This window comes from Burkholderia anthina (assembly GCF_001547525.1).
In the GTDB taxonomy this organism is placed as follows: Bacteria; Pseudomonadota; Gammaproteobacteria; order Burkholderiales; family Burkholderiaceae; genus Burkholderia; species Burkholderia semiarida.
On record NZ_CM003768.1, the window covers coordinates 2,318,066 to 2,331,116 of the forward strand.

The window sequence follows — 13,051 nt, forward strand, 5'->3', positions numbered from 1 at the left end:
GCCACGCGCCGGCGGCGGCGCTGCCGTCTGCCGCCTGCCGCCGCCCCACCGGCACGGCTCGAACATTCCGTTACAAATGGTGCGGGAACGAAAGTCAGCGGTCGTCCGGTCTGACGCGTTTCTCAAAAAGTCGATTCGACACCTATCCGTCAGGAGAATGTGATGCAACGGTTGATTCGCGCAGCGGCATGCTGCGTCCTGGTTTCCTCGCTCGCGGCATGTATTGTTCAGCCGCAGCGGCCGGCCCGGCAGGCGCCTCCGCCGCCGCGACCGAATCCGCAGGTCGTCGCGAACGACCGCATGCAGGAGGTCCAGGGCCGGATCGACAACCTGCATCGCCGCATCGACGCGCGCGTGAACGGCGGCTACTACCCGCCGCCTTACGGCGCGCAGCTTCACCACCGCCTCGACGTGATCCGCCAGGAAGCGAACGACATGTCGGCCCAGCACAACGGCGGCCTGTCCGGCGACGAGCAGCGCGTGCTGAACCAGGAACTCGACACGGCCGCGCGCGCGATCGGCGAATAACGCGCCGGCGCCTGCCGGAGCGAAGAAAAGCGGAGGCGCCCGTTGCCGCCGCTTGTCGCGAAGCGACATTCTTTTGCTCAAATTGACAACGCCCACCCGCTCGCGTACAGTCGCCCGCACGCGTCGGGAGAGCGTGTGACCGGGTGTTCCGACACCGGTTGCGCCGCCGAAGGGGCACACCCGCAAACTCTCAGGCAAAAGGACCGACCGCGTCGGGGAATCGCGTCCGCGCACTGCGCGGGCCATACGCTCCCCGCACTCTGGAGAGCGGCAGTAGCCCGCAGCGCATCGGCTGCGCGGGCAAGCTGCCCACCGAAGGGGCGCGCGTTCGCCGGGCTTGGCCCGCAGCGCAATCTCTCAGGTATCGAGGACAGAGGGGCATGTACCGGATCGCTCGAGGCCATCGGCCGCGGCGGTCGGCACATGGCCGTTCTGATCCGCGCGCAAGCGCCTTGCCTGAGGCCTCGATGACTGCACTGAATCACACCCCGCTCAACGCCGCGCACCGCGCGCTCAACGCCCGCATGGTCGACTTCGGCGGCTGGGACATGCCCGTCAACTACGGCTCGCAGATCGAAGAACACGCGGCCGTGCGCACCGACGCCGGCATGTTCGACGTGTCGCACATGTGCGTCGTCGATTTCACCGGCAGCCGCGTGCGCGCGTTCTTCGAGCATGCGATCGCGAACAACGTCGGCAAGCTCAAGACGCCCGGCAAGGCGCTCTACTCGTGCCTGCTCAACCCGCAGGGCGGCGTCATCGACGATCTGATCGTCTATTACTTCACCGAAGAATTCTTCCGCGTGGTCGTCAACGCCGGCACCGCCGAGAAGGACATCGCGTGGTTCAACCAGCTGAACGAGCAAGGCGGCTACGGCCTGACGATCGCGCCGCGCCGCGATTTCGCGATCATCGCCGTCCAGGGTCCGAACGCCCGTGAAAAGGTCTGGGCGACGGTACCCGCCGCCCGCGCCGCCACCAGCGAGCTCAAGCCGTTCAACGCCGCGCAGGTTGCCGGCACGCCGTTCGGCGATCTCACCGTCGCCCGCACCGGCTACACCGGCGAGGACGGCTTCGAGGTGATCGTCCCGGCCGTGCACGTCGAAGCGCTGTGGCATGCGCTGCAGCAAAACGGCGTGCGCCCGTGCGGGCTCGGCGCGCGCGACACGCTGCGCCTCGAGGCCGGCATGAACCTGTACGGCCAGGACATGGACGACACCGTGTCCCCGCTCGACGCGGGCCTCGCGTGGACGGTCGACCTCACCGCGCCGCGCGACTTCGTCGGCCGCGCCGCCCTGGAAGCCAACGGCACGCGCGCCGCGTTCGTCGGCCTGATCCTGCAGAAGGAAAACGGCAAGGCGGGCGGCGTGCTGCGCGCGCATCAGAAGGTCGTCACGCCGCACGGCGACGGCGAGATCACGAGCGGCACGTTCTCGCCTTCGATGCAGGAATCGATCGCGTTCGCGCGCGTGCCGGCAGCCGTCCAGATCGGCGACACCGTCCAGGTGCAAATTCGAGACAAGCATCTTCCCGCACGCGTGGTAAAACTGCCGTTCGTGCGCAACGGCAAGGTCCTCGCTGCGTAACGACCGAGAAGCGGCCCGGCAGGCCGCCTCCCGGCAAGCCGGGAGATGGCGCCCGGCGCAACCCCATCCGGCGCACCATGGCGGCGCGCCAGCAGAACGAACAAACCCTTTTATCCAGGAGCATCCGATGAGCAACGTCCCGGCCGATCTGAAGTACACCGACCAACACGAGTGGATCCGCACCGAGGCGGACGGCACGCTGACGGTCGGCATCACCGATCACGCGCAGAGCACGCTCGGCGACATCGTCTTCCTCGAGCTGCCCGAAGTCGGCAAGTCGGTGAGCGCGGGCGACGCCGTCGGCGTCGTCGAATCGGTGAAGGCGGCATCCGACATCTACTCGCCGGTGTCCGGCGAGATCGTCGCCATCAACGAAGCCGCCACCGATGCGCCCGAAGAAGTGAACGGCGACGCGTACGGCGTGTGGCTCTTCAAGATCAAGCTCGCGGCCGGCGCATCGACCGACAAGCTGATCGACGCCGACGCCTACAGCAAGCTGATCGACTAATTTCCCTACCCGAACCGCGCGGCGCCAGCCTCGGCGCGCGCGGGACCAGAGTCACGCCATGAAGCTCGAACACCCGGACCGTCTGATGAACCGCACGCCCCTCTCGCTCGCCGCGCTCGAAACGCACGACGCGTTCGCCGAACGCCACATCGGCCCCGATGCCGCCAGCCAGCAGGCCATGCTCGACACGCTCGGCTTCGCGTCGCGCGCCGCGCTGATCGACGCCGTGATCCCGGCATCGATCCGCCGCGCCGACACGCTGCCGCTCGGCCCGTTCGCGCAGCCGAAGAGCGAGGCCGAAGCGCTCGCCGCGCTGCGTGCGCTCGCGGACAAGAACCAGGTGTTCCGCTCGTATATCGGCCAGGGCTACCACGACACGCACACGCCGGCCGTGATCCTGCGCAACGTGCTCGAAAACCCGGCGTGGTACACGGCCTACACGCCGTACCAGCCCGAAATTTCCCAGGGCCGCCTCGAGGCGCTCCTGAACTTCCAGCAGATGGTGGCCGATCTCACGGGCCTCGCGATCTCGAACGCATCGCTGCTCGACGAAGCCACCGCCGCGGCCGAAGCGATGACGCTGCTGCAGCGCACCGGCAAGCCGAAGTCGAACGTGTTCTACGTCGCCGACGACGTGCTGCCGCAAACGCTCGAAGTGATCCGCACGCGCGCGCTGCCGATCGGCATCGAGGTCAAGACGGGCCCGGCCGCCGACGCCGCGCAGGCGAACGCGTTCGGCGTGCTGCTGCAGTACCCGGGCGTGAACGGCGACGTGCGCGACTACCGCGCGCTCACCGAAGCGATCCACGCGGCCGGCGGCCACGTGGTCGTCGCGGCCGACCTGCTCGCGCTGACCGTGCTGACGCCGCCCGGCGAATGGGGCGCGGACGTCGCGATCGGCAACACGCAGCGCTTCGGCGTGCCGATGGGCTTCGGCGGCCCGCACGCCGCTTACATGGCCGTACGCGACGAATTCAAGCGGCAGATGCCGGGCCGCCTCGTCGGCGTGACGGTCGACGCGCAGGGCAAGCCCGCGCTGCGCCTCGCGCTGCAGACGCGCGAACAGCACATCCGCCGCGAGAAGGCGACGTCGAACGTGTGTACCGCGCAGGCGCTGCTCGCGATCATGGCCAGCATGTACGCGGTCTACCACGGCCCGCACGGCCTGAAGACGATCGCGCTGCGCGTGAACCGCATCGCGGCGCTACTCGCCGCCGGCGTGAAGCAGCTCGGCTTCGCGACCGTCAACGACACGTTCTTCGACACGCTGACGATCGACACCGGTGCGCGCACCGCGCAGATCCACGAATTCGCGAAAGCCAAGCGCATCAACCTGCGCCGCGTGAGCGACACGCAAGTCGGCGTGTCGGTCGACGAAACGACGACGCGCGACGACCTCGCCGATCTTCTCGACGTGTTCGCGCAGGCCGCGGGCGGCACCGCGCCGGCCGTCGACGCGCTGGACGCGGGTCTCGCCGGCATCGCCGCGCTGCCGGCCGGCCTCGAGCGCACGAGTGCGTACCTGACGCACCCGGTGTTCAACCGCCACCATTCCGAAACCGAAATGCTGCGCTACCTGCGCAGCCTGTCGGACAAGGATCTCGCGCTCGACCGCTCGATGATCCCGCTCGGCTCGTGCACGATGAAGCTGAACGCGACGTCGGAAATGCTGCCCGTCACGTGGCCCGAGTTCGGCGGCATCCATCCGTTCGCGCCGGCCGAGCAGACCGTCGGCTACCGCGAGATGATCGACCAGCTCGAACAGATGCTCGTCGCGGCCACCGGCTACGCGGCCGTGTCGCTGCAACCGAACGCGGGCTCGCAGGGCGAGTACGCGGGCCTGCTGATCATCCACGCGTACCACGCGTCGCGCGGCGAAGGCCATCGCGACGTGTGCCTGATCCCGGCATCCGCGCACGGCACGAACCCGGCGTCCGCGCACATGGCCGGCATGAAGGTCGTGGTCGTCGCGTGCGACGCGCAGGGCAACGTCGACATCGCCGACCTGAAGGCGAAGGCCGAGCAGCATTCGGCGAATCTCGCGGCGATCATGATCACGTATCCGTCGACGCACGGCGTGTTCGAGCAGAACGTGCGCGAGATCTGCGAGATCGTCCATGCGCACGGCGGCCAGGTGTACGTCGACGGCGCGAACATGAACGCGATGGTCGGCCTGACCGCGCCCGGCCAGTTCGGCGGCGACGTGTCGCACCTGAACCTGCACAAGACCTTCTGCATCCCGCACGGCGGCGGCGGCCCGGGCGTCGGCCCGGTGGCGGTCGGCGCGCACCTCGCGAAATTCCTGCCGAACCAGCGCTCGACCGGCTACGCCCGCGCGGAAGACGGCATCGGCGCGGTGTCGGCCGCGCCGTACGGCTCGGCGTCGATCCTGCCGATCTCGTGGATGTACATCGCGATGATGGGCGCGAAGAACCTGACCGCCGCGACCGAAACCGCGATCCTCAACGCGAACTACATCGCGAAGCGCCTCGCGCCGCATTACCCGGTGCTGTATTCGGGCCCGGGCGGGCTGGTCGCGCACGAGTGCATTCTCGACCTGCGTCCGATCAAGGAAACGAGCGGCATCACCGTCGACGACGTCGCGAAGCGCCTGATGGACTACGGCTTCCACGCGCCGACGATGAGCTTCCCGGTGCCGGGCACGCTGATGGTCGAGCCGACCGAATCGGAATCGCAGGAAGAACTCGACCGCTTCATCGCCGCGATGATCGCGATCCGCGAGGAAATCCGCGCGGTCGAGGAAGGCCGCGCCGATCGCGAGGACAACCCGCTGCGTCACGCGCCGCACACGGCGGCCGTCGTCACCGCGAACGAATGGCCGCACGCGTACTCGCGCGAGCAGGCCGCGTACCCGGTCGCGTCGCTCGGCACGAACAAGTACTGGCCGCCGGTCGGCCGCGCGGACAACGCCTATGGCGACCGCAACCTGTTCTGCTCGTGCGTGCCGATGTCGGACTACGCATAACGCACGTCTCGCACCGGAGCGTCCGACCGTGACCACCCCGCACGCAGCCACCGGTTGCGTGCGGTTTTTACGTTCGCCGCCCGGCCAACCGTTTCACGCTTGCGCGCCAATCCGGCTAACATCACACGCGATCCAGCCAATGAAGGAGTTCCGCATGGTGCGTCCGATGTTTCCGGGCCATGGCGCAACCGCGCGGCGGCCGCGCGTGCGCGCTGGCCGCTACGTGCCGATGCTCGTCGCATCGCTGTCGCTGGCCGCCGCCGGCCTCGGCGTGTGCGGCAGTGCGCGCGCGGCGATGAATTTCTGCGCGGCGCCCGCACTGCAGGCAAGCGAGACGACGCAGGCCGAGCCGGGCGTGCAGGCGCTGATCCGCAGCGTCGACGCACGCATCGGCGAGCAGCCGAAGGCGATGGCGCGTGTGCATACCGAGGGCACGCTGCCGCATGAAGGCATCCACGACCAGAGTGAAGCCGCGCTCAAGGACATGGACCTGATGCGCGACGCGGCGCTCGCGTGGCGCGTGACGAACGCGCCGCGCTATCTGCAGCTCGTCGACCGCTTCCTGTCCGCGTGGGTCTCGACCTACCAGCCGAGCTTCAACCCGATCGACGAGACGCGCTTCGACAGCCTGATCGTCGCGTACGACATGACCGCGAGCGCGCTGCCGGTGAAAACGCGCAACGCGACGGCCGCGTTCATCGCGAAGCTCGGCGCCGGCTACGTCGCGCAGGTCGACGCGCAGAAACGCCCGCTCACCGGCACCTGGCGCAACAACTGGCAGAGCCACCGGATCAAGCTGATCGCGTTGTCCGCGTTCACGCTCGGCGACCGCAAGATGATGAACGCCGCGCAGCGGCTGTTCGTCGAGCATCTCGCCGACAACATCGGCCCGGACGGCAAGACCTGGGATTTCGAGGAACGCGATGCGCTGCATTACGCGGTCTACGATCTCCAGCCGCTAGTGACGGCCGCGCTCGCCGCGCGCCGCTTCAACCGCAACTGGCTGCGCGAGCGCGGCGCGAACGGCGCGACGCTCGCGGCCGCGCTCGACTGGCTCGTGCCGTACGCGCTCGGCGAAAAGACGCACGAGGAATTCGTGAATTCGCCGGTGCCATTCGATGCGAAGCGCCGCGAGGCCGGCTTGCCGGGTTATACGGGGCAGTGGGACCCGAAAAACGCCACCGAACTCTTTCATCTGGCCGTGCGGCTCGACGGGCGCTATGCCCGCGTCGCGCAGCAGCTTTCCCCAACGCCGCCCGCATGGCTCGCCGCGTGCCTGCCATTGCAGGCGCGCTAGCACCATTCTTACAGCAAGGCAGGTATCGAAATGGCAGTCAGCGTGTTTGACCTCTTCAAGATCGGCATCGGTCCGTCCAGTTCGCACACGGTCGGGCCGATGCGCGCCGCGCTGATGTTCGTCCAGGGCCTCGAGCGCGACGGGCTGCTCGACGCGACGGCTCACGTGAAGGTCGAGCTGTACGGCTCGCTCGGCGCCACCGGCAAGGGCCACGGCACCGACCGCGGCGTGATGCTCGGCCTGCTCGGCGACGCGCCCGACACCGTCGATCCCGACACGATCGACGCGCGGCTCGAAGACGTCCGCAAGACGAAGCAACTCGCGCTGCTCGGCACGCACCCGGTGCCGTTCGTGCTGAAGGAGCACATCGCGTTCTACCGCCAGGCGCTGCCCGAACATCCGAACGGGATGAAGCTGCGCGCGAGCGACGCGAACGGCGCGGTGCTGGTCGAGCGCACGTACCTGTCGGTCGGCGGCGGCTTCGTCGTGACGGCCGGCGCGCCGAACACGAAGGTGCTGAGCGCGGCCGAGCAGATGACGCACCCGTTCCGCACCGGCGCGGAGCTGCTCGCGCTGACCGCGTCGACCGGCAAGTCGATCGCGCAACTGATGTGGGAAAACGAGCGCGCGTGGCACACCGAGGAAGAAACGCGCGACGGGCTGCTGAAGATCTGGGCCGTGATGCAGTCGTGCGTGTCGCGCGGGTGCGGGATCGGCAACCCGGACGCCGACGGCAACCTGCCCGGCCCGTTCCAGGTCAAGCGCCGCGCGCCGCAGTTGTACCGCACGCTGACGGGCAGCCCCGAGCGCGCGCTGCAGGATCCGCTGTCGATGATCGACTGGATCAACCTGTACGCGATCGCGGTCAACGAGGAAAACGCGGCCGGCGGCCGCGTCGTCACCGCGCCGACCAACGGCGCGGCCGGCATCATCCCGGCCGTGCTCCACTACTACACGCGCTTCACGCCCGGCGCGAACGAACAGGGCGTGATCGACTTCCTGCTGACGGCCGCCGCGATCGGCATCCTGTACAAGCTCAACGCATCGATCTCGGGCGCGGAAGTCGGCTGCCAGGGCGAAGTGGGCGTTGCGTGCTCGATGGCGGCCGGCGCGCTCGCGGCCGTGCTCGGCGGCACGCCCCAGCAGGTCGAGAACGCGGCCGAGATCGGGATGGAGCACAACCTCGGCCTGACCTGCGACCCGGTCGGCGGGATGGTGCAGATCCCGTGCATCGAGCGCAACGCGATGGCGTCGGTGAAGGCCGTCAACGCGGCGCGCATGGCGCTGCGCGGCGACGGCTCGCACTACGTGTCGCTCGACTCCGTGATCAAGACGATGCGCGAGACGGGCGCCGACATGAAGACCAAGTACAAGGAAACGTCGCGCGGCGGGCTGGCGGTGAATATCGTCGAGTGCTGATGCGGGACCCGGCGGCAATGCGAGGCCCGTCGGCCGACGTATTGCCGCCGGGCTCGACACCCGACACTAATCGTTCAGCCAGTTCTCCACGCGCAATCCCGGATAGCTGACGAAATCCCGCTCGTTGTTGGTCACCAGGACGACATCGAGCGATACCGCATGAGCGGCGATCAATTTGTCGAGGTGATCCTTCTTCCGTTCGCGGGTGGCCTCGCGGATCGGACCATACGCTTGCGCGGCCGGGGCGTCGAAAGGCGCGACGGGAATATCCTCGATCAACGCCGCGAGGTTGCGGCGCTCGCGTGCGGGATTCGCACATGCGTCCACGCCGTATTCGAGCTCCGCATAGGTGATCGCCGACATGACGACGTCGCCCGTGTAGCACTGCGCAAATCGTCTCGCGACCTGCTCCGGCTGATTTTTCATCAGATAGATGCACATGTTGGTGTCGAGCATGAAGCGCGGCATCACAAGCCCTCGCGTTCGGCCTGTTCATGGTCGCCACGCCCTTCGGTCATGAAGTCCGGCCCGAATTTCGCGAACTTCTCGAGTACGTGCGTCAAAGGCCGCCGCATCGGCCGAATGCGGATTTCGTCACCGACGCGCTCGATTTCCAGCTCGATATCGCTGCGTTCATAGGCAAGGTCCGCAGGAATACGCACGGCCTGCGAGTTGCCGTTTCTGAATACCCTAGTGGTATGCATGTCGATCTCCGCCCGGATGTACATTGTATGTACATTATCCGATGCGGGCCGAGATGTAAATCCATGTGTGTACATAACAGGTGTTCCTTCGGCTGACGAGCCGGCAGTGAATACGCGCGTCACGGCCATTGCCGTCGCGCATGCAGCACGCGGAGGATCTCCACGATGCCCTCGGCCGGCCGGATGCGATACACGAGCACATAGTTCGGCGCGACCACCAGCTCACGCGTGCCGGCCACCCGCCCTCGCCGATACAACTCGGCATGGGCCGGTAACGCCGCCGCCCTTTCTTCCAGCAGTTCGTCGAGTTCGAGGGCGGCCAGCGGGTCGTCCTCGGCGATGGTGTCCATGATCGCGGCGCGATCCTCGTGCGCCTTCGGATTCCAGTGCAACGCAAGGGTCAAGAAGCATCCCCGCGCTTGCCGGCAAGCCGGTCATGCAGCGCCGCACGTCGCGACGCGAAGTCGGCGCTGACTTCGGCGTCCGGAATCGACGCACGCGGGTCGTCCAGCGCCTGCTGCACCTGCTCGCGAAACCAGCGATCGTGGGCCGCCGCCTCGTGTGCCGCCTTCAGCGCCGCCGCGCGATCGGGCCGGGTCGCCCGGCCGGCCGCATCCGGGTCGAATGCCGACGCGTCCACATCGAATCGGCTGATACCGATATCGCGCAGAAAGCCGACCAGCGTTTCAAAACGGCGAAACACCCGAACGTCGCCGCGCTTGGCCGACAGGAAGCGTTCGTGTGCGCCGCACCGGGCCGAGAACGCCCAACCGTTGCCGCAACCGACCACGCGGGCCGCACGCACCGCGCCGGCTGCGACCAGTTCCGTCAGCGTCTTTTGATCAATCGTTTCGGTCGTCATGGCGATTCTCGCCCCCTTTCTCCACGCATTCGCTGAAATTTTACTATTGAGTGGTATCCCAATTTATTGTTATTTGGGGTGCCCGCTCCGGATCGAGACAAGCGTCCGCCCGCCATCCATAGCACTCACTTTCCGCCGTCGCGCCAGTCCGCACAAGCTGGCCGGTCGGCCAACCGAAGGCGGTGCGCCCTCGCCGAACCGCCCGGCGTTCCGACACTTTTCATCGTCCGCCGTACCGGCACGCCGCCAACCGGCGTAAGCTGTACGTCCCGCTACCCAGGGAGACGGCAGCCCATGTCGCATTCCAAGGATCTCGAGCCGCGCGCCACCACCGGTGCGCGCTTGCTCGTCGATGCGTTGCTCGCCAATCACGTCGAACGCGTGTTCTGCGTGCCGGGCGAGAGCTTCCTCGCCGTGCTCGATGCGCTGGCGGACGACACCGCCCGCATCCAGACGGTCGTCTGCCGCCACGAGGCGGCCGCCGCGAACATGGCCGAGGCGGTCGGCAAGCTGACCGGCCGCCCCGGCGTCGCGTTCGTCACGCGCGGGCCCGGCGCGACCCATGCGTCGATCGGCGTGCATACCGCATTCCAGGATTCGACGCCGATGATCCTGTTCGTCGGCCAGTGCGCGCGCGAGCATCTCGACCGCGAAGCCTTCCAGGAAATCGACTACCGCCGGATGTTCGGCCAGATGGCGAAATGGGTCGCGCAGATTGACGATCCGCGCCGCATCCCCGAATACCTGAGCCACGCGTTCCACGTCGCGACGTCCGGCCGGCCCGGCCCGGTCGTGCTCGCGCTGCCGGAGGACGTGCTGTCCGACGCGTGCGCGCCGCAGCCCGTCGCGCCAGCCGCGAAACGCATCGCGGCCGCGCCGTCGGCCGCGCAGATCGACGAGTTGCGCGAGCGGCTCGCGCGCGCGGAACGGCCGTTCGCGATCGTCGGCGGCAGCGGCTGGACGCCGGACGCCTGCGCGAACCTGCGCACCTTCGTCGAACGCTGGCAATTGCCGGTCGCGTGCGCGTTCCGCTTTCAGGACACGATCGACAACGCGCACCCGAACTACGCGGGCGACGTCGGGCTCGGAATCAACCCGGCGCTCGCGAAACGCATCCGCGACGCCGACCTGCTGCTCGTGATCGGGCCGCGCCTCGGCGAAGCGACGACGGGCGGCTACACGCTGCTCGACATCCCGAAGACACGCCAGACGCTGGTCCACGTGCACCAGGGCGCGGACGAACTCGGCCGCGTGTACGCCGCCGACCTGCCGATCGTGTCGGGCATGCCCGAGATCGCCGCGCCGCTGGCCGCGCTCGAACCGCCCGAGCGGCCCGCGTGGGCCGGTACGGCCGCCGACGCGCACCGCGCATACCGCGAATGGCATGCGCCGCTGCCGATGCCCGGCGACGTGCAGCTCGGCGACGTGATGGTGCAGTTGCGCGAGCGCCTGCCGCACGACGCGATCCTGACCAACGGCGCGGGCAATTATGCGATCTGGCTGCATCGCCACTTCGCGTACCGGCACTTCCGTTCGCAGCTCGCGCCGACGAGCGGCGCGATGGGCTACGGGCTGCCGGCCGCGCTCGCCGCGAAGTCGCTGTATCCGGAGCGCGCCGTCGTCGCGCTCGCCGGCGACGGCTGCTTCATGATGGCCGGCAACGAGCTCGCGACCGCGATGCAATACGGGCTGAACATCGTCGCAATCGTCGTCAACAACGGCCATTTCGGCACGATCCGCATGCATCAGGAGCGCAACTACCCGGGCCGCGTGCATGGCACGGGGCTCACGAACCCGGATTTCGCGGCCTATGCGCGTGCGTTCGGCGCGCATGGCGAAACGGTCGAGCGCACCCCCGATTTCGCGCCCGCGCTCGAACGCGCATTGACGTGCGGGCTGCCCGCGGTGATCGAGATCCGCATCCCGCAGGACGCGAGCACGCCGGCCGCGACGCTCGAGCAGATCCGCGAGCAAGGCCGCCGCGCGCGCGGCGCATGACGGCGATGGACATGCACGCCGCACCGCCCGCCGCCGTGCTGTCGCACGACGACGCACTGGCCTGCCCCGGCACGCTGCTCGCGCCCGACGGCACGCTCGTCGCGCCGTACGATCTCGAGCATGGCGACGAGCGCGCCAACGGCTACGTGCCTGCCGCATCCGCACTCGGCCTGCTGCACGCCGCGCACCGGCCGTTCCGGCTCGATTACGGCGACGCGCGGCACGTGCACGTGATCAACGGGATGGGCGTCGCGCTCGGCGATTCGGTGATCGGGCTGACGGCCGTCGCCGCGCTGCGTGCGGCCCATCCGGGCCTGCGCTTCACGCTGTACCGGCCCGCGCGCGCGCCGCGCTATGTCGAGGCGCTGTATGCACTCGCGGCCGACGTCGTCGCGCCGTCGCGCGCGCTGCCGTGCCCCGCGGAAGCGCTGCCCGCCGACGCGCATTGCATCGACGTCGGCAATCACCTGTACTGGCCCGCATTCGCGCGGCTGCCGATGATCGACTTCTTCCTCGACGCGCTCGGCGTCGATCCGGCCGCCGTGCCGGCCGCCGCGAAACGCAACCGCTGGCTCGCGCGGCTATCGCTGCCCGCGCTGCCGGCCGAGTGGCGGCGGCCTTACGTGCTGTTCTGCCCGAATGCGAGCACCGCGGTGCGCAGCGTGCCGCCCGCGTTGCGCGTCGCGTTCGTGGAACGGCTCGCGCAACGTTACGGGTTGCCGGTGGTCGGCTTCGGCCCGATCGCGCATCCGGCTTACGTGGACGTGAGCCGCCACGCGACCGACACCGCGCGCTTCATCGCGTGGATCAAGGGCGCGAGCCTGCTGTTCGCGCCGGACACGGCGGCGCTGCATCTCGCCGACGGTTTCGACGTGCCGACGCTCGCGTGCTTCACGACGATCGGGCCGGCGCTGCGCGTGCGCGACTATCCGCATTGCGTGCCGGTCACGCTCGACGTGCCGGCCGAATTGCACGGGCTGCATCGCAGTGAACAGCCGGACGATCTGGCGGCGGTCGACGCCGCTTACCGTGCAATCGACTGGGACGCGCAGGCGTGGCCCGCGCCGCGCGACGCGGCGGCAGCGGCCACCTGAGCGAAGTGGGCGCGTCGGCGAGCGTGGCGATCGAATCGGCAGCGGCACACGCACTGCGCCGGCACGGGC

12 protein-coding genes and 2 riboswitches are annotated in these 13,051 nt (G+C 68.7%); of the genes, 8 read left to right on the forward strand and 4 right to left on the reverse strand.

Annotated elements, in window-relative coordinates; genetic code table 11:
* The first annotated feature begins 162 nt into the window (after positions 1–162).
* The 6 genes from WS64_RS10620 (at position 163) to WS64_RS10645 (ending at position 8,324) form a co-directional block, all read left to right on the forward strand.
* Positions 163–528, forward strand: a complete 366-nt coding sequence (locus tag WS64_RS10620; protein ID WP_027811833.1) for a hypothetical protein — start codon at positions 163–165, stop codon at positions 526–528.
* A 114-nt stretch (positions 529–642) separates the two neighbouring features.
* Positions 643–744, forward strand: a riboswitch (glycine riboswitch).
* Positions 745–778: 34 nt separating this feature from the next.
* A riboswitch (glycine riboswitch) is annotated at positions 779–912 on the forward strand.
* A gap of 83 nt (positions 913–995) precedes the next feature.
* Positions 996–2,114: a glycine cleavage system aminomethyltransferase GcvT gene (gcvT, locus tag WS64_RS10625; RefSeq protein WP_059638437.1), complete on the forward strand. Its 1,119-nt coding sequence runs from the start codon at positions 996–998 to the stop codon at positions 2,112–2,114.
* A 127-nt stretch (positions 2,115–2,241) separates the two neighbouring features.
* The gene (gcvH, locus tag WS64_RS10630) at positions 2,242–2,622 is read left to right on the forward strand and encodes a glycine cleavage system protein GcvH (protein ID WP_059638439.1); all 381 of its coding nucleotides are present in this window, start codon (positions 2,242–2,244) and stop codon (positions 2,620–2,622) included.
* 58 nt (positions 2,623–2,680) lie between these two features.
* Positions 2,681–5,608, forward strand: a complete 2,928-nt coding sequence (gcvP, locus tag WS64_RS10635; protein ID WP_060966421.1) for an aminomethyl-transferring glycine dehydrogenase — start codon at positions 2,681–2,683, stop codon at positions 5,606–5,608.
* A gap of 154 nt (positions 5,609–5,762) precedes the next feature.
* Positions 5,763–6,905, forward strand: coding sequence for an alginate lyase family protein (locus WS64_RS10640; protein ID WP_059638578.1), 1,143 nt, complete (start codon positions 5,763–5,765; stop codon positions 6,903–6,905).
* Positions 6,906–6,935: 30 nt separating this feature from the next.
* Positions 6,936–8,324, forward strand: a complete 1,389-nt coding sequence (locus WS64_RS10645) for an L-serine ammonia-lyase (protein ID WP_059638442.1) — start codon at positions 6,936–6,938, stop codon at positions 8,322–8,324.
* A gap of 66 nt (positions 8,325–8,390) precedes the next feature.
* Here the strand turns inward: WS64_RS10645 and WS64_RS10650 are convergent, their stop codons facing one another.
* The 4 genes from WS64_RS10650 to WS64_RS10665 form a co-directional block, all read right to left on the reverse strand.
* Complete coding sequence (locus WS64_RS10650; protein WP_060966422.1) at positions 8,391–8,792, reverse strand: type II toxin-antitoxin system VapC family toxin; 402 nt, start codon at positions 8,790–8,792, stop codon at positions 8,391–8,393.
* Positions 8,792–9,028: a type II toxin-antitoxin system VapB family antitoxin gene (vapB, locus tag WS64_RS10655; RefSeq protein WP_059638580.1), complete on the reverse strand. Its 237-nt coding sequence runs from the start codon at positions 9,026–9,028 to the stop codon at positions 8,792–8,794. Before vapB ends, WS64_RS10650 begins: the two co-directional genes overlap by 1 nt.
* A 119-nt stretch (positions 9,029–9,147) precedes the next feature.
* Complete coding sequence (locus WS64_RS10660; protein WP_060966423.1) at positions 9,148–9,432, reverse strand: type II toxin-antitoxin system RelE/ParE family toxin; 285 nt, start codon at positions 9,430–9,432, stop codon at positions 9,148–9,150.
* The gene (locus WS64_RS10665) at positions 9,429–9,890 is read right to left on the reverse strand and encodes an antitoxin PaaA2 family protein (protein WP_060966424.1); all 462 of its coding nucleotides are present in this window, start codon (positions 9,888–9,890) and stop codon (positions 9,429–9,431) included. Before WS64_RS10665 ends, WS64_RS10660 begins: the two co-directional genes overlap by 4 nt.
* A gap of 294 nt (positions 9,891–10,184) precedes the next feature.
* On the opposite strand from WS64_RS10665, the gene WS64_RS10670 reads away from it, so the two are divergent.
* Both WS64_RS10670 and WS64_RS10675 read left to right on the forward strand, forming a co-directional pair.
* On the forward strand, positions 10,185–11,888 hold the full coding sequence (locus tag WS64_RS10670) for a thiamine pyrophosphate-binding protein (protein ID WP_060966425.1): 1,704 nt from the start codon (positions 10,185–10,187) through the stop codon (positions 11,886–11,888).
* Positions 11,885–12,982, forward strand: coding sequence for a glycosyltransferase family protein (locus WS64_RS10675; RefSeq protein ID WP_060966426.1), 1,098 nt, complete (start codon positions 11,885–11,887; stop codon positions 12,980–12,982). The genes WS64_RS10670 and WS64_RS10675 overlap by 4 nt, the downstream gene beginning before the upstream one ends.
* The last annotated feature ends 69 nt before the right edge of the window (positions 12,983–13,051 follow it).